We start from the raw sequence: 16,514 nt of genomic DNA, 5'->3' as shown, positions 1-16,514 counted from the left end.
TTGGCGTGGGCTACCTCGGGACGGAACTGCTCCTCGAGGTCGGGCGACCGGGCCATTACCTCACCGTCGATCGCTGGTCCTCGAGGGACGACTACATGCGCTTCCTGGTCGAGCATCGTGAGGCGTACGACGCGTTGGATGCGACGAACGACGGCCTGACCCGGCGAGAGGTGCACGTCGGGTCGTTCGAGACGTTCGAAGGAGGCTGAGCACGGTGATCCCCGAAGCCGAAGACGCGTTCGGCGCCGCGATGTACGCGCGCTGGAAAGGCGACGACGCCCGGCTGGTGATCGAGCGTGACGACGGACTGGTGGATCTCGACTCGTACGACTACGTCGCCCCGTTCCCGCGGTGGTCGTCACACGAGCGTGCGGCGGCGCGGCGGGTGCGAGGGCGTGTGCTCGACGTCGGGTGCGGTGCCGGCCGTGTGGCGATCCATCTGGAACCTCGTGGGCACGAGGTCGTGTCCATCGACGTCTCGCCCGGCGCGATCCGCACGGCCAGGGAACGGGGAGTCCGTGATGTCAGACTGCTCTCGGCGTCAGGCGTACGCCGCGCCGACGGCCCGTTCGACACGATCGTGATGTACGGCAACAACGCGGGCCTGCTGCGCGACGCTCGCTACGCTCCCTGGTTGCTGCGGCGGTTCGCCGGCGTCACCGGAGGCGACGGGCTCATCGTCGCGAGCACCCTGGACCCCTACGAGACCACCGACTCGGCGCATCGCGACTACCACCGATCGAACCGACGGCGCGGTCGCATGGGTGGTCAGATCAGGATACGGGCGCGCTTCCAGCGGCTCGCGACGCCGTGGTTCGACTACCTCTTCACGTCGGTGCGTGAGCTCGAGCGACTGATCGAGGGCACCGGTTGGACCCTCGACGACGTGATCGAGGGAGCTGGCCCTACGTACGCGTTCGTGCTCCGCAAGGGCTGATCCACCCGCCGCGAACGGCTCCTCGCGCGCGGGTCCTTCGTCGTTCCTCGCCGGCCGGGTGCATGACACGATGGGGACAACAGCAAGGAGCGCCGGCGATGACGTCCCGGGCACGATGCGGTCGGGTCACCCTCACGCTGGCGGTGGTCGCGGGCGTGATGTGCGCCGCGCGGGCGGCCGCTGCACCGGGTGACCTCGATCGCACGTTCGGTGGCGACGGGAGGGTCGTCACGAACCTCACGGGGTCGAGCGACAGCGTCGCCGACGTGGCGATCCAGGCGAACGGGAGGATCGTCGTCGTCGGGCGGACCCCCGGGCGTCGCTACGGGAAGTTCGCCCTCGCACGGTATCGCCCCGACGGACGCCTCGACCAGACGTTCGGCGGCGACGGCATCGTCACGACGAACATGGCGAAGCGCGAGGACGCGGCATCGGCGGTCACGATCCAGACCGACGGCAGGATCGTGGTGGTGGGTACCGCGAGCATCCGCGCGAGGAGGGTGTTCGCGATCGCCCGTTACGACCCCGACGGCACGCTCGATGCCGGGTTCGGGAACAACGGCAAGGCGAGGATCGGCTTCACCCAAGGGGGCGACGACGCCGCGGCCGACGTGGCGGTCCAGCCCGATGGCAGGATCGTGGTCGTCGGAAGCTCGTTCGATCTCGACCGGTTCGCGCTCGCACGACTCGACCCCGACGGCACGCTCGACCCCACGTTCCACGCCGACGGCAAGGTGACGACCAGTGTGAGCAACGGCGCCGACTCGGCCGAAGCGGTGGCGATCCAGCCCGACGGGAAGATCGTCGTGGTCGGCGAGTCATGGACGCTCTCCGGCTGGGACGGCATCGATGTCGCGCGGTACGAGACCGACGGGCAGGTCGACCCGACGTTCGGGATCGACGGCGTCGCGACGGTCGACCTCACCGAGGGCAGTGACGGCGCCGGGGACATGGCTCGCGCCGTGGCGATCCAGCCTGACGGGAAGATCGTGGTCGCCGGCGACGCCGGCGGGGCGGCCGAGTTCACCAGCGGCTTCGGCCTCGCTCGATTCGACGACGACGGCACTCCCGACGCGTCGTTCCACGGTGACGGCACGGTCGTCACGAACTTCACGAGATGGGACGACAGCGCGAGCGATCTGGCGATCCAGGCCGACGGAAAGATCGTGGTCGTCGGGGTGGCGGGGTATTCGTGGGACACCGTCGCGACCTTCGCGCTCGTTCGGTACGCCCCCGACGGCACATTGGACGGCTCGTTCGGCGACCACGGGAAGCTCCGGACACGCTTCCGCGCGAGGATCCCGGATGACCCGGTTGGCATCGTCGGCGCGTGGGCCAGGGGGGTCGCGATCGACGCCGACGGGCGCATCGTGGCGGCCGGCGGTGTGGACCGCGTCGTCGACGGACATCTCGACGGCCGGTTCGCCCTCGCCCGATACCGCGTGGGGTAGGCGGCTCCCGAGCCGCGCCATCTCGAGCGACGCGGGACTTTGACGTTGCCGGTCCCCGTCTGTTGGATGTGGAGCGATGCTCGCACAAGCCGCGATCGACGCCACCCGATACTCGACCGAGTGGTGGCGCGACCTCGGCATCCGGCTCGGTCTCGCGGTGGCGCTCGCGCTCATCGCCACGTTCCTGCTCCGTGCGTGGGTCCGGCGCTGCGAGCGCCGCGCGGAGGCGGTGGCCGACGACTCGATGGAAGGGCCGCGCCGACGGCGCCTCGCCACGATCGCGGGTCTCGTCTCCGCGACCCTCCAGGTGATCATCTGGATCGTGATCGGCTTCTACCTGCTGGCGGAGTTCGGGGTGCCGCTCGGCCCTCTCTTCGCCAGCGCCGGCATCGCGGGGGTCGCGCTTGGCTTCGGTGCGCAGACGCTGGTGAAGGACACACTCGCGGGGCTCTTCATCGCGCTGGAAGGACAGTTCGACATCGGTGACGTGATCGACCTGCAGACCGAGGGCGGTCCCGTGAGCGGCACGATCGAGGGGCTCACGCTGCGGATCACCGCGGTGCGCCAGTACGACGGCACGCTGAGCATCGTGCCGAACGGCTCGATCCAGGTGACGAGCAACAAGACCCGTGGCTGGGGCAGGGCGATCGTCGACGTGCGCGTCGCGCTCGCCGAGGACCCCGACCGGGTGCGCCAGGCGCTCGACGACCTGCTGGCCCACCTCGCGAACGAGGAGCCGCTCCGGTCGTGGCTCCGTGAGGCGCCCTCCGTGCTCGGCGTCGTGCAGCTCACCGACATCGCCCAGGTCGTCCGCGTGGTCGCGCAGACCCGGCCCGGGAACCGACTGGAGGCCGAACGCTTCCTGCGGGAGCGGATCACGGCGCGCATCACCGAGCAGGGCATCAAGGTGCCGCCGGTGCCCGGCGCCGTCGGCCAGCCGGGCGGATCCGGCATTGGCCTGTAGACCTGCGCTGCCGACGGCCCGCCGGTACGCTGTGGGCATGCCCGGTTTCCCGTTCGATTCGGTGGACGAGCTCCAGGCAGCGCTCGGCGAGCACTCCTACTTGGCCGACCGCGGGCTCGCGACGGCGATCTACTTGTCGCTCTCGCTCGGCAAGCCGTTGCTGCTCGAGGGCGAGGCCGGCGTCGGCAAGACCGAGGTCGCGAAGACACTCTCGCAGCTGCTCGGGCGCGACCTCATCAGGCTGCAGTGCTACGAGGGCATCGACGCGTCGCAGGCCCTGTACGAGTGGAACTACTCGCGGCAGCTGATCGCGGTGCGCGCGATGGACGCCGCCGACGCCGCCACCCACGTCGAGGACCTGTTCGGGGAGGACTTCCTCGTCGAGCGGCCGCTGCTGGCGGCGATCAGGGCGGGTGACAGCGCGGTGCTGCTCGTCGACGAGCTCGACCGCGCCGACGACGAGTTCGAGGCGTTCCTGCTCGAGATCCTGAGCGAATTCGCCGTGACGGTGCCAGAGGTGGGGCGTGTCGCGGCCCAGACGCCCCCGGCCGTCGTCGTCACGTCGAACCGCACGCGTGAGCTGCACGACGCGCTGAAGCGGCGATGCCTGTACCACTGGATCGATCATCCGCACCTGGATCGCGAGGTCGCGATCGTGCGCGCCAGGGCGCCGCATGTGAGCGAGTCGCTCGCTCACGACGTCGCCGAGGCCGTCGCGCGCCTGCGGGAGCTCGACCTCGCCAAGCTGCCCGGCGTGGCCGAGACGATCGACTGGGCGAACGCGCTCGCGTTCCTGGGCGCCGACGGGCTCACCGAGCCCCTCGCCGTCGAAACGCTGGGAGCCGTCGTGAAGGATCACGAGGACCAGCAGCTCGTGGCTGCCCACCTCGCCGAGGTCGTCGGCGAGGATGGTTGACCGCACCGCTGTCCCCGGTGACGGCGGGGGAGGCCCGCTCCTCCCGCTGATCGGGCTCGGCCGGGATCTGCGGGCGCGTGGGCTTCCCGTCGGAACCGGGCGGATCCTGACGTTCGTCCGCGCGGTCGCCGCCCTCGGGCTCACGGACCGCGATTCTCTTTACTGGGCCGGGCGCACCACGATGGTCTCCCGCCGCGACGACCTCGAGGCGTACGACGTGGCGTTCGACGACTGGTACCGGTCCCTGCGGACGACCGACGACCTCAGCATCGAGCTCAACCTCCCCATGCCATCACCCGAGGGCGACGACGATTACGACTGGGGACCCCAGCCCGACGATCTCGAGATACAGGTCGCCGCGGCGTCGGAGTGGCGCGGTCTCGACGACGACGAAGAGGTCGAACCCGGTGAGGAGTCGTCGATCCGCATCGTCGCGAGCGGCGCCGAGGTGCTGCGCTCGAAGTCGTTCGGCGAGCTCACCGACGAGGAGCGGGCCCGCGTCGCCGCGCTGATCCGGTCGCTCCGGCTGCGGGTACCGGTCGAGCGCACCCGCCGTACCCGCCCGTCCCCCAAGGGGGAGCGGTTCGATCTGCGCCGAACGCTCCGCCGGTCGTTGCGCACCCAGGGCGAGCCGTTCGAACGGGCCTGGCGCGGGCGGACCGCGCGCCGACGCCCGCTCGTGCTGATCCTCGACATCAGCGGGTCGATGGCCCCGTACTCGCGCGCGTTGATGCAGTTCGCCTACGCCGCGATGGCGGCGGGCAGGCGGGTCGAGACGTTCGTGTTCGGCACGAGGCTCACGCGCGTGACGCGGACACTCCGCACGAAGGACCCGGACCGGGCGCTGCACGAGATCGGGCGGCAGGTCGAGGACTGGGAGGGGGGCACCCGCATCGGGGAATCGCTGAAGACGCTGCTCGACGGGTGGAGCCAGCGCGCGGCCCTGCGAGGCGCCGTGGTCGTGTTCTGCTCCGACGGGCTCGAGCGGGGCGACCCCGAGCTGCTGCGAGCACAGATGGCGCGTCTGCGCCGGCTCGCCCACCGGGTGATCTGGGTGAACCCGCTGAAAGGCTCGCCGCGGTACGAGCCGCTCGCCCGCGGCATGGCGGCTGCGCTGCCGAGCGTCGACGTCTTCCTGTCGGGACACAACCTCGAGAGCCTCGAGCACCTGGCCGCGGCCCTGGGAAAGTGAGACAGGTGCTTGGGTGCGAGACGGCTAGGCTGGCTGACGACGATGCGTGAGGACGACGAGATCATCGAAGCCTACGAGCGTGAACTCGGTCAAGGGCCACCGGCCTCGCCGCAACGGCGCGGTTCGAACCGAGGGTTCTGGCTCGTGCTGGGCACGATCGTCGCCGCGAGCGCGATCATCGTCGTGGAGATCTTCGCGCACCGTCCGATCGCGAACACGATCGGACGGGCGCAGCACGATCTGACCGTCGCCGAGGCCGAGGCCCGCTCCGTCCTTGCCGCGACGGGCACGTACGAGGGTGCCGGCGCCGAGTCGCTCGAGGAGGCCCAGCTCGACGACGGCGCGCTGAACGTGGTCGGGCCCGACGAGACGTCGTCGGGGCTCGGTGAGGTGAGCGTCTATGCCGACGCCACGACCTGGGCGGCCGCGGTGAGCGCGACACCCAACGCGTGCTTCTACCTGAAGCTCGTCCTCGGCCGCGCCGAGCCGCTCTACGGCGTGGGCACCGAGTGCACGGGGCGGGCGGCGCTGGACTCCCGGGACTCCCGCTGGTAGCTAGGGCGCCGGCGGGGGAGGCGGCAGCGAGGTCGGCCGGTCGACGGGATGGGCGCCCGGCGGCGGCGACGGCAGCGCGAACGGATCGGGTGGTGCGGGCGTCACGGCCCCGGCGGTCGGCTCGATCGAGGCGTTCGCGTCGGTGCCCACGAGGATCACCACGGTCGTGGCCCACCGATCGCCCAACCGCTGGTCGGTGTCCGAGCGGATCACAGCGATGCCTCCCACGAGGTACGGGATCACGTACGGGAACGCGTCGACGACCCGAGCCAGGTTGCGGATCAGGGCCGGGCCGAACCCGATGCGGGAGCCATCGGGTCGCCGGACCCTGATGCCGAGGACGACCTTCCCGACGGTCGCCCCGAACGCGCCCTCGAGGACCACGAAGTAGGCGAGGGTGATCGCTATGGGGATGACGAAGTCCATGCCCTCCCATCGGATGGAATAGACTCCGTCGACCGACGACGTCTCGGCGAACGGCACCCACGCGAGCGCGGTGATCAGTCCGTCGATGAGGAGGGCAACGAACCGTCTTCCCACCCCGATGTATCGCATCCGCCCGTCCCTTGCCCGGCGGGGGCTCTCCCCACGGGCGACCCGACGCTAGGGCCGCCGCTCGACCCGGTCAAGCACGGCCCGAGGGCACCGGCCGTCTGCCGCGCTTCAGGTTGACCGCGCCACGGTCCGATGCCCGAACCATGATCGGAACCTCCAAGGCCGGCGCAGCGGTGAGCATGGCAGCAGCGATCCTGACGACGTCGGTGCTGACGGTGACGGTCGTGCCCGTGCGCGCGGCGCCACACCTCGCGCCGTCGCCCGGGAAGCTCGGCCCGGGGCTCACGTACCAGCGGATCAAGGATCGCCCGGGGCCGGTGGTGGTGCACGTCGTGCGGCTCGACCCCGCGCAGGAGACGACGATCGACCTCGGCGCCGGCGGTCCGACGATGGGCTCGTTCGCACGACCCAGCACGATCGGCCGGGCGCACGGCGCGTTGATCGCGATCAACGGGGACTTCGGGTTGCTCCGCGGGTACCCCGTCCATCCGTTCATGATGGACGGGCTCCTGATGGGTCGCGGGGTGCAGAACGGCACGAGCTTCGCGGTCGCGCACGACGAGACCTCCACGTTCATCGGCCCACCCCATCCCGTCGTCGACGGGTTCCTCGAAGCGGGAGGTCTCGGGTTCCCGGTCTCGGGGTGGAACTCGCACCGCCCCGCGGCAGGTGCGATCGCGGCGTTCACGAAGTACGGAGGGGCAGTCCATCGGCCTCCCGACAGCGGGTGCGGGGCGCGGCTGGGGGCAGACGGGCCGCTCGGCTGGGCTCCGCTCGAGGCGGGGGTCTCGCGGAGCTACACGGTCGAGGCCGTCCGATGCGTCTCCCCGCCGACGCGGGTGCGATCCGAGCAGGTCGTGCTCGCGTCGAGGCGTTGGGGGAAAGGCGCCGACGCGATCGAGGCGATGCAGCCCGGCGATCGCGTCGGACTCTCGTGGTCGGTGGGGTGGACGCAGGTGCTCGACTCGGTCGGGGGCATGCCGCGACTCGTCGACGACGGCGACTCCGTCGCCCCTTCGTGCGGGTCGTCGTTCTGCCGACGCCATCCTCGGACGGGGATCGGGGTCACGAGCGACGGCACGCTCCTGCTCGTCGTGGTCGACGGTCGGTCGCGACGGTCGGTCGGCATGACCCTGCGACGGTTCGCGCGGACCTTCGTCGACCTCGGGGCCGTGGAGGCCATGAACCTCGACGGCGGCGGCAGCTCCGTGATGTGGATCCGGGGCAGGGGGGTCGTGAGCTCGCCATCGGACCCTGGGGGCGAGCGCCCCGTCGTGAACGCGCTGATGATCCTTCCCGCGGCCGATGCCGGGGAGCAACCGCTCGTGGGCGTCGATCTCGCCGGTCCGATCGGCGGCTCGTGGCCGGCGACGGCAGGGTCGCTCGCGGCGACCGATGCTGGGTCGACGGGAGGACTCGCCGCCGCATGGGTCGGAGGCGCCCTGGGCCCCGAGCCGGTGTCACCCGCCTTGCGGCGGCTCGGGCTGGCGTTCAGGGCCGGGCCCTAGGGGGTCGCGAACCCGCGCCGGCCTCGATCGCGGCGTCGAGTAGCTCGATCGGGTGCACGATGCGGGCGTCGACCCCGAGGTCCTCGAGACCGGCGAGGAGCTGCATCGTGCAACCGGGGTTCGCGCTGGCGATCACCCGTGCGCCCGTCGCCCTCACCGCCTCTGCCTTCTCGTGCCGGAGACGTCCGGCGAGTTCGGGTTGGGTGACGTTGTACAGGCCGGCCGCGCCACAGCATCGATCGCCGTTGGCGATCTCGACGAGCTGCATATCGGGGATCGCACCCAGCAATGCGCGTGGCTGAGCGCGGATCCCCTGTGCGCGCAGCGCGTGGCAGGCGTCGTGGTAGGCGACGCGCTCGGCGCCGGCCGGGCCGAGCTCGACGGAGCCCATCCCCTCGTCGTGCAGGAACTCGATGACGTCACGCACGGGGAGCTCCGCGCCGTCCACCAGCTCGCCGTAGGTCCGCATGTGCGCCCCGCAGCCGGCCGCGTTCGCGATCACGTGGTCGACGCCCGAGAACGCTCGCTGGTTGCGACGGGCGAGGCGCCGTGCCGTCTCGAGCCTTCCGTTGTGTGCCTGCAGGGCGCCACAGCATCGCTGGTCCCGCGGCACCGTGACCCGCCACCCCGCGCGGGCGAGCACCCTGATCGTGGCGAGGTTCACTCCGTGGAACCACCGATCCTGTACGCAGCCGGCGAGCAGCGCGACCGTGCCGCGGACCTCGACCCCCGCCGGCGGCTCGTTGACCACCGGCAGTCGGCGGAACGGCGCCGCCCGGCGAGGCACGAGCGCCCGCATGCGGCGCGGCATCAGTGGACGGGCGATCGGCTGCAGCGCGGCGGCGGTCCTGATCAGCAACGGTCGCGGCAGCACGACGTCGAGTCCGAGCCACCGCGCGAGTCGGGCGCCGGGGGCCCGGCGCGGCTCCAGCTCGGTGCGGGCGTGTTCCATCATGCGGCCGAACGGCACGTGCGAGGGGCAGACGTCCTCGCACGCGCGGCACACGAGGCATCGATCCATGAAGGCCGCGAACGTGTCGTCGACTTCGGCGAGCCCGTCGGCGACCGCACGCATCGCCGTGATGCGCCCTCGCGGCGACGCCGTCTCCTCGCCCGTCAGCCGGTACGTGGGGCAGTGGGGCAGACACAACCCGCACGCGACGCACGCATCGAGATCGGCGTCGGCAGGGTGGTCGTCGCCGAGCCAGTTCGGCGTCACGACGCCCTCGCGCCCGACGAATCGCACCCCCTCGGGCATCTCGGTCCCCAGTGGCATCGGCTCGGAGGCGCGCTCGCTCATGGGTCCCATCCTCACACGAAGGGGTGGTTTGACCGAGCTGCGTCGCCTGCCTACCGTGCCGCCATGACCGAGGGCGAGCGGCAGGAGCGGCGGTTCGGACGTCTCACCGAGCAGGCCGAGCAGGGACTGCTGACCTACGGCTCGTACCTGAAGATCCCCGAGCTGCTCTCGCTGCAGCAGCTGCGGTCGGACCCGCCGGTCCACGACGAGCTGCTCTTCATCGTCGTCCACCAGGCCTACGAGCTCTGGTTCAAGCAGGTGCTCTTCGAGCTGGGAGCCGCGCGCGACGCGATGGTCGACGACCACCCCGAGCGCGCGCGGCACGTGCTCGCGCGCGTGCAGGCGATCGAGCGGGTGCTGATCGAGCACATACAGGTGCTGCAGACGATGACCCCTCAGGACTTCCTCGAGTTCCGGGCGGTGCTCACGCCGGCGAGCGGCTTCCAGTCGGCGCAGTTCCGCGAGCTCGAGTTCGTGAGCGGTCTGAAGGACGAGCGGTTCCTCGACGACCTCGCCGCGGAATCCGAGGAACGAGAACGGCTCGCTCGGCGACTCACCGAGCCGACGCTGTGGGACGGGTTCGTCACCCTGATGCGCCAGCACGGCTACCCGATGCCCGACGACGATGCCGAGGCGCGCGCGTCGTCGCTCGTGGCGATGGCGCGTGAACAGGGAGAGATGTTCGCCGTCAGCGAGGGCCTGGTCGACCACGACGAGGCCCTCGCACGGTGGCGGTACCTGCACGTGTTGATGGTGGAACGCGAGATCGGGGCCAAGCGCGGCACAGGCGGGTCGAGCGGCGTGGGCTACCTGCGTTCGACCCTCGACAAACGCTGTTTCCCGGAGCTGTGGGGCCTCAGGAGCCGTCTGTGAGCGAAGCACCGCCCGCTGCGGTGCTCGATGCGTTCATGGTCCCCGGTCGCCGACCGATCGCGCTCGAGGGTGGCGAAGGGCGGTCGTGGCGCGCGGGCGATCTGGTGATGAAACCTGCCCCCGCCGGAAGCGAATGGGCATGGCTCGGAGAGCATCTCCCGAGGGTTCGTGAGGATGGGTTCCGACTCGCGCTGCCGACGCCGTCTCGCGATGACCGTTGGGTCGTCGACGGGTGGTGCGCGCAGACATGGGTCGCAGGCTCGCATCCCAGCGAGCCCCGCTGGCTCGACGTGCTGGGCGTCGGCGAGCGCCTGCACGCGGCGATGCGGCACCTGCCGCGTCCGCCCTTCGTCGAGGAGCGCACCCACGCGTACTCGATCGGCGACCGTGTCGCCTGGGGGGAGATGGACTCGCCGGTCCGCCATGGGTTCCTCGCGCGTCTCGTCGCCCTGCGGCGCGACATCGAGGCGCCGCCGCAGGCGATCCACGGCGACCTCACCGAGAACGTGTTGTTCGCTCACGACACCGCACCCGCCGTGATCGATCTGGCGGTGTACTGGCGTCCGGCCGGCTACGCGGGTGCCGTCGTCGTCGGCGATGCGATCCGCTGGGCGGACGCCGATCCGGCACCGCTCTTCGACGCGACGAGCCACGTCGAGGCGTTCGCGCAACTCTTCGTCCGTGCCGCGATCTTCCGGCTCGTCACGTCACTGGTGTTCGATCGCGGGGGGATCGAGCCATTCGCCTCCGATGTCACCCTCGCGGAGCGACTCGTCGGAACGTGACGTCAGCCCTCGGCGACGCCGAGGGTGGCGCGGAGCTGATCGAGCATGTTCTGCTCGCCCTGGCTCACCTGTTCGGCGCCGAAGCCCATGAAGCCGCCTTCCTTCGCGGCGTTCGCGGCGTCCTGCGCGACCTCGATCATCCAGCGCGCGAAGGCGGACGCCTCGTCGGGAGTCGCCTTGGCCTCGACGATGTCCTGGATTTCGCGGAGTTCCTTCAGGACCGCGGCACCCGCCTGGCTCTTGTCGGCGACCTCGAAACCCTTCATGGGGTTCTCTCGCTGCTGACCCATCGCCATGATCTCCTGCGAGACCGTGATCAGCAGCTCGTCCTGCGTGGGCGGCTTCCCGATGCCGCGGAGGGTCGCCATCGTCTCCTTCGAGAGCTCGATCGGACCGCCCGGATCGGCGAGTGAGATCGCCATGCCTGCCACGGTCGGCGCGCGACGCACCCTGACCCATTCCTCGTCGGTGAACGCTGCCTTGCCCGTCATCGCGATCCTCCTGCCGGTCGACTGCCCCGAGGATAGGCTGCTCGCTCATGAGCGACTCGAGGCTGCGCGCGTCGGCGAAGGCGTCGTCGTTCACGGAATCGGTCATCCGCGACATGACCCGGATGGCGAACCAGCACGGAGCGATCAACCTGGGACAGGGGTTCCCCGACTTCCCGGCGCCCGAGGAGCTGAAGCAGGCGGCCGCCCGCGCGATCGCCGAGGACCACAACCAGTACCCGATCACGTGGGGCGTGCCGGCGTTCCGCGAGGCGATCGCCGGCGCCTACGCGCGTGACCACGGCATGGTGGTCGACCCCGAGACCGAGATCTGCGTCACGTGTGGGTCGACCGAGGCGATGATCGCGACGATGCTCGGCGTGCTCGACCCCGGCGACGAGGTCGTGGTCTTCGAGCCGTTCTACGAGAACTACGGGCCAGACTCGATCATCGCCGGCGCGGTGCCGCGGCTCGTGTCGCTGCGCCCGCCCGACTGGACGTTCGACGAAGGCGAGCTGCGCTCGGCGTTCGGAACGCGCACGCGCGCGATCGTGATCAACACGCCGAACAATCCGACGGGCAAGGTGTTCACGCGAGAGGAGCTCGCGGCGATCGCCGACCTCTGCGTCGAACACGACGCGATCGCGATCACCGACGAGATCTACGAGCACATCACGTACGACGATGCCGAGCACGTACCGATCGCGACGCTTCCCGGTATGGCGGAGCGCACGATCACGATCAGCGCGCTCTCGAAGACCTACTCGGTCACAGGGTGGCGTGTGGGGTGGGCGGTCGCTGCCGCGCCGCTGATGGCGGGCATCCGGCCGGTGCACGACTTCCTCACGGTGGCGGCCGCGGCCCCGCTGCAGGTCGCGGGCATCACCGCGCTGCAGCTGCCGCCGAGCTACTTCGGGCGCATGCGGGCCGCCTACGCAGAGCGGCGTGACGTGATGCTGCGGGTGCTCGCCGAGAGCGGCTTCGAGGTGGCGTCCCCGCCCCAGGGCGCGTACTACGTGATGGCCGACTGCTCCCATCTGGGGCTCGGTGACGACGTATCGACCGCTCGCCACCTCGTGGAGCACGTCGGTGTGGCGGCCGTGCCCGGCTCGTCGTTCGTCTCCGATCCTGCCGACGGGGCGCACCTGCTGCGGTTCGCCTTCTGCAAGCGCGTCGAGACGCTCGAGGCGGCGGGGAAGCGGCTCAGCCGACGGTGAGCGATGCCGCCATGTCGTCCGGCCCCGGATCGTCGGGGTTCATCGTGTGGGGGCGGCAATACAGGACGTAGGTGCCCGACTCGCTCGGGATGTCGACCAGCGCCGATCCGTTGGGTCCGAGCTCGACATCGATTCCGAGCTCGTCGACCGTGAACGTGTGCAGGAAGGGATCGTCGTTGCGGACCACCACCTGCGAGCCACCAGCCAGTTCGTACTCGGACCGGTCGTACTCGAAGTTGCCCAAGGCGACCGTCGTCGCGCCGTCGGGTGTGTCGACCGTCGATCGGCCCACGACGGTCAGGACGGCCGAGATCGCCGCCAGCACGCCGACGACGGCGACCACCGCCGTGATGGCTCGGCGCTCCCCCCCATCACCGGTCGGGGTGAGGTGACCACGCCGGTTCGCCACGATCGCACCGATCGACGCCACGATGGCGATGAGGGCGCCGGGCACCACGAGCAACCCCGGGACGAAGTCGAAGAAGCTCGCGGGCACTGCGAGCCCGAACGCCGTCCAGAACATCGCGCCGATGCTCGCGAGTCCGACGACGATGCCGACGACCTTGGCCCAGGTCCCGAAGCGCCAGACCAGGAAGGCGGCGACCCACGGCACGATCACGAGCGAGAGGAAGAACGGCAGGTCGTCGGCGACGTCGACGCCCCAGATCAGCGATGCAGCGATCATCAGGAAAGCAGCGAGCCCGACCATGACGAGCCCGAGGGTGGCCAATCGCGTCCACCGGGCTTTCATCGTCGCATCGTTCGCCGTCGGGTCAGGGTCGGCCATCGTGCGTCTCCTCGCGAGGGGTCTTTGGACGTCGTGCTTAATACCCCATGCGGGCGACGCCGTCGACCTCGATGCGCACGATGACCCGCTGCTGGTCGGGACGATGGTCCTCGTAGACGTCGGCGCCCGTGTACTTCTTGGCGAGGGAGTCGATGTGGGCGTCGGCGCCGTCGTGCTCGTATCCGGTGACGTGACCGCGCACCATGAGCTGGCGGTAAGGGTCCGTGCGATCGAACACGCAGATCGCGACACGCGGGTCGCGACGCATGTTCTCGGTCTTCGTGCGTCCCTCGGCCGTGTTCACGAGGATCGTGTCGTCGTCGACGTCGATCCAGACGACGGATGCCTGCGGCGAGCCGTCGGCCATCGTGGTGGCGAGGCTCGCGAAGTTGGGGGCGTCGAGCATCGCTCGGTCGGCATCGTTCAGCATCGTGTCATCTCCTCGCGGCGGGTCTCGACCGCCTGCAACGCCGGGCGGCGCTCGCACCTTCCCACACGCCGAGGCTCAGCGACCGTCTCGGTGCTCGTCCACCCTCGCGTCGGACTCGAAGCCGTGCGAGGCGATGTCGGCGAGCGTCACGGAGCCCATCGCGTCCTGGATGCCGGGCTTCAGCTCGGTCCACCGGAAGTGAAGGGGGCACGGGTGCTCGCTGTCGCACTCCTCCCGCCAGAAGATGCACGTCTCCCAGATCACCTCGTCGCCCTCGACGGCCCGCAACACATCCTCGAGCGCGATCCGCTCGGGCGACCGAGCGAGCGCGTACCCCCTGCCCCGCTGCGACCGGAGCACGCCACCGAGGGCGAGCAGGCGGAGGATCTTCGAGAGGAACGGCCCCGGGAGGTGCGCCGCGTCGGCGATCTCCCGAGCCTCAATGACGGTGCCGGCGGGCCGACCGGCGAGCACGACCAGGGCCTCGATCGCGTATCGGCTCTCGCGGGCGAGTCGCATCGGTCGCTCCTCCGAGCGGTCGGCGTCACAGGTCCTTGCGCGGCAGCGCCCATCGTGCCACGCCAGCACCGCAGGGCGGGCACTGTCCGATGGTCCCGAGCGGGCCGGGACCTCCGCCAGGACCTCCACGGGGTCATGGGTCTAGCCTCTGGAAGGGTAATGGATAAGACAAGTCCATTGGGAACCTTCAGGGGGTCACCATGAACAGGTTCATCTCCGTGGGCGCCGTCTTCCTCGCGGCGGTCCTCATCATCGTCGGGATCGTCGCGGTCAGCCCTGGTGAGGGCAGCACAGCGAGCGGGACGTCCACCGGTGACTTCAGGGTTGACGAACCCAACGGCAACGTCGTGGAGGTCGACCTCGTCGCCCGGGAGACCACGCAAGAGATCGCGCCGGATGTGAAGTACCAGGTGTGGACGTTCAACGGCACGGCACCCGGGCCGGTCATCAGGGTGCAGCTCGGGGACACGGTCCGCTTCACCCTCACGAACGACTCGTCGATCGGCATGCAGCACTCGATCGACTTCCACGCGGCCCTCACGCCGTGGGACAAGAACTACCAACCGGTCGATCCGGGGGAGACCCTCACCTTCGATTGGGTCGCGATGTACCCCGGCGTCTTCATGTACCACTGCGGGGTCGATCCGGTGCTGCAGCACATCGGCAACGGCATGTACGGGGCCATCATCGTGGAGACCGACGCCCTTCCCGCCGAACGCGAGTTCGTCCTCGTCGCGAGCGAGTTCTACCCGGGGGCGAAGCCGATCGACGGCGTCTACGTCGGTGACCTCGATCGCATGAAGGCCGTGGAACCCGAGTACGTCGTCTTCGACGGCCTCGCGAACCGCTATCTCGAATCGCCGCTGCAGGTCCGTCCCGACGAGCCGTTCCGGATCTGGGTGGTGAACGCCGGGCCGACGCTCACGAACGCCTTCCATGTGATCGGCACGCTGTTCCCGCACGTGTATCCGTCGGGGAACCCGACGAGCCCGATGAACGGGCTGCAGACGTGGAACATACCGCCAGGCGACGGCGCGATGTTCGAGCTGCAGATCCCCGAGGAAGGCGTGTACCCGTTCGTGACCCATGCCTTCGCCTACACGGGCCTCGGTTCGGTGGGCGCGATCCAGGTCAGCGCCGACGCCCCACCGGCACCCGACTCGTACCCGAGCTTCGCGGATCCGTTCTCAGCGGGCGTGCTGCCGATCGACGACGCCGGGGCGAGCCCTGAGCCCAGCCCTGAGCCGAGCGCGGAGCCGGAGCCCACCACCGAAGCGGCGGCCTGTACACCCGACGGCACCACGATCGACGTGATGGCGATGGAATCGGTCTTCGATGCCGACTGTCTGGCGGCTCCTGCCAGGAAGCCGTTCGAGATCGTCTTCGACAACATGGACGCCGGCATCCCGCACAACGTCGCGATCTATACCGACGAGAGCGCCGGCACCCCGTTGTTCGTGGGTGAGGTCTTCAACGGGCCCGACGTCGTAACCTACGACGTGCCCGCCCTCGACGCCGGTACCTACTTCTTCAGGTGCGACGTGCATCCCACCACGATGACCGGCACGTTCCTGGTCGCCTAGGGGGAGATTCCGGACAGGGACCTCGGGGGCGAGGATGAACGAGACGGTCTCGGGCAGGGAACGCCTCACGGGTGCGTCGACTTTGCTCGAACCCCTTACACGCCCGTATCTTCGGGAGCACCTCGTCGGACCAGGCTGCTCGCTCGCGTTTCGTCGAGCCGCTCGCTCTCGATACGCAGTGATCGGGGGCCGACGAGGATCGCGTCGGGCGGGGTCAGGGTGGCGCGCACCGTCGCGACATCAGCCGCCACCGATCGCAGGGTATCGTCCACCCGCTGTTCCCGACGCTCCCCTCGTACGCCACGAAGCAGGAGCAGCGCGAGGAGCACCAAGATCACGGTGAGCAGCACGCCCTCGTCGACCACGTGCAGGAGATGCAGGACCAGGGCGATCCCCGCGGCGGCCACCCCGGCGACGGCCTCCCACTCGACGTCCTTGAAACGACCCACGCTCT

19 protein-coding genes are annotated in these 16,514 nt (G+C 70.1%); 12 read left to right on the top strand and 7 right to left on the bottom strand.

Features of this window, described 5'->3' with window-relative positions; genetic code table 11:
* Positions 1 to 5: 5 nt before the first annotated feature.
* The 7 genes from VFI59_08825 (at position 6) to VFI59_08795 (ending at position 6,015) form a co-directional block, all read left to right on the top strand.
* On the top strand, positions 6 to 209 hold the full coding sequence (locus VFI59_08825) for a hypothetical protein (protein ID HET6713796.1): 204 nt from the start codon (positions 6 to 8) through the stop codon (positions 207 to 209).
* 5 nt (positions 210 to 214) lie between these two features.
* Entirely contained in the window at positions 215 to 937 is a 723-nt protein-coding gene (locus VFI59_08820; GenBank protein ID HET6713795.1) for a class I SAM-dependent methyltransferase, read from the top strand.
* 98 nt (positions 938 to 1,035) lie between these two features.
* Entirely contained in the window at positions 1,036 to 2,388 is a 1,353-nt protein-coding gene (locus VFI59_08815; protein ID HET6713794.1) for a delta-60 repeat domain-containing protein, read from the top strand.
* Between the two features lie 76 nt (positions 2,389 to 2,464).
* A complete protein-coding gene (locus tag VFI59_08810) occupies positions 2,465 to 3,352 on the top strand; it encodes a mechanosensitive ion channel family protein (protein HET6713793.1) in 888 nt (295 codons plus the stop codon).
* 37 nt (positions 3,353 to 3,389) lie between these two features.
* Entirely contained in the window at positions 3,390 to 4,268 is an 879-nt protein-coding gene (locus tag VFI59_08805) for a MoxR family ATPase (protein HET6713792.1), read from the top strand.
* Positions 4,261 to 5,460, top strand: coding sequence for a VWA domain-containing protein (locus tag VFI59_08800; protein HET6713791.1), 1,200 nt, complete (start codon positions 4,261 to 4,263; stop codon positions 5,458 to 5,460). The genes VFI59_08805 and VFI59_08800 overlap by 8 nt, the downstream gene beginning before the upstream one ends.
* Before the next feature lie 42 nt (positions 5,461 to 5,502).
* Positions 5,503 to 6,015, top strand: coding sequence for a hypothetical protein (locus tag VFI59_08795; GenBank protein ID HET6713790.1), 513 nt, complete (start codon positions 5,503 to 5,505; stop codon positions 6,013 to 6,015).
* Here the strand turns inward: VFI59_08795 and VFI59_08790 are convergent, their stop codons facing one another.
* Positions 6,016 to 6,570, bottom strand: coding sequence for an RDD family protein (locus tag VFI59_08790; protein ID HET6713789.1), 555 nt, complete (start codon positions 6,568 to 6,570; stop codon positions 6,016 to 6,018). It abuts the gene before it with no gap.
* 143 nt (positions 6,571 to 6,713) lie between these two features.
* Here VFI59_08790 and VFI59_08785 point away from each other — a divergent pair, with 143 nt between their 5' ends.
* Positions 6,714 to 8,078 (top strand): phosphodiester glycosidase family protein, encoded by a 1,365-nt coding sequence (locus VFI59_08785; GenBank protein HET6713788.1) that lies wholly within the window; start codon positions 6,714 to 6,716, stop codon positions 8,076 to 8,078.
* On the opposite strand, the gene VFI59_08780 is transcribed toward VFI59_08785, so the two are convergent.
* Entirely contained in the window at positions 8,062 to 9,378 is a 1,317-nt protein-coding gene (locus VFI59_08780) for a (Fe-S)-binding protein (GenBank protein ID HET6713787.1), read from the bottom strand. The genes VFI59_08785 and VFI59_08780 overlap by 17 nt on opposite strands.
* Before the next feature lie 63 nt (positions 9,379 to 9,441).
* Here VFI59_08780 and VFI59_08775 point away from each other — a divergent pair, with 63 nt between their 5' ends.
* On the top strand, positions 9,442 to 10,251 hold the full coding sequence (locus tag VFI59_08775; GenBank protein HET6713786.1) for a tryptophan 2,3-dioxygenase family protein: 810 nt from the start codon (positions 9,442 to 9,444) through the stop codon (positions 10,249 to 10,251).
* Positions 10,248 to 11,036: a hypothetical protein gene (locus tag VFI59_08770; GenBank protein ID HET6713785.1), complete on the top strand. Its 789-nt coding sequence runs from the start codon at positions 10,248 to 10,250 to the stop codon at positions 11,034 to 11,036. Before VFI59_08775 ends, VFI59_08770 begins: the two co-directional genes overlap by 4 nt.
* 2 nt (positions 11,037 to 11,038) lie before the next feature.
* Here VFI59_08770 and VFI59_08765 read toward each other — a convergent pair whose 3' ends face one another.
* Positions 11,039 to 11,527, bottom strand: a complete 489-nt coding sequence (locus VFI59_08765) for a hypothetical protein (protein ID HET6713784.1) — start codon at positions 11,525 to 11,527, stop codon at positions 11,039 to 11,041.
* A gap of 47 nt (positions 11,528 to 11,574) precedes the next feature.
* On the opposite strand from VFI59_08765, the gene VFI59_08760 reads away from it, so the two are divergent.
* On the top strand, positions 11,575 to 12,741 hold the full coding sequence (locus tag VFI59_08760) for an aminotransferase class I/II-fold pyridoxal phosphate-dependent enzyme (protein ID HET6713783.1): 1,167 nt from the start codon (positions 11,575 to 11,577) through the stop codon (positions 12,739 to 12,741).
* Here the strand turns inward: VFI59_08760 and VFI59_08755 are convergent.
* The 3 genes from VFI59_08755 to VFI59_08745 form a co-directional block, all read right to left on the bottom strand.
* Positions 12,728 to 13,528 (bottom strand): hypothetical protein, encoded by an 801-nt coding sequence (locus VFI59_08755; protein ID HET6713782.1) that lies wholly within the window; start codon positions 13,526 to 13,528, stop codon positions 12,728 to 12,730. The genes VFI59_08760 and VFI59_08755 overlap by 14 nt on opposite strands.
* 37 nt (positions 13,529 to 13,565) lie before the next feature.
* Positions 13,566 to 13,958: a PPOX class F420-dependent oxidoreductase gene (locus VFI59_08750; protein ID HET6713781.1), complete on the bottom strand. Its 393-nt coding sequence runs from the start codon at positions 13,956 to 13,958 to the stop codon at positions 13,566 to 13,568.
* A gap of 75 nt (positions 13,959 to 14,033) precedes the next feature.
* Positions 14,034 to 14,477 (bottom strand): Rrf2 family transcriptional regulator, encoded by a 444-nt coding sequence (locus tag VFI59_08745; protein HET6713780.1) that lies wholly within the window; start codon positions 14,475 to 14,477, stop codon positions 14,034 to 14,036.
* A gap of 200 nt (positions 14,478 to 14,677) precedes the next feature.
* Here VFI59_08745 and VFI59_08740 point away from each other — a divergent pair, with 200 nt between their 5' ends.
* Positions 14,678 to 16,060: a multicopper oxidase domain-containing protein gene (locus tag VFI59_08740; GenBank protein ID HET6713779.1), complete on the top strand. Its 1,383-nt coding sequence runs from the start codon at positions 14,678 to 14,680 to the stop codon at positions 16,058 to 16,060.
* A gap of 95 nt (positions 16,061 to 16,155) precedes the next feature.
* Here VFI59_08740 and VFI59_08735 read toward each other — a convergent pair whose 3' ends face one another.
* The gene (locus VFI59_08735) at positions 16,156 to 16,509 is read right to left on the bottom strand and encodes a hypothetical protein (protein ID HET6713778.1); all 354 of its coding nucleotides are present in this window, start codon (positions 16,507 to 16,509) and stop codon (positions 16,156 to 16,158) included.
* Positions 16,510 to 16,514 lie beyond the last annotated feature (5 nt).

It is taken from the genome of Actinomycetota bacterium (assembly GCA_035697485.1).
Lineage (GTDB): Bacteria > Actinomycetota > UBA4738 > UBA4738 > HRBIN12 > JAOUEA01.
The sequence above is the reverse complement of the archived record's forward strand: the minus strand, read 5'-3'. Positions and strand labels throughout refer to the sequence as shown.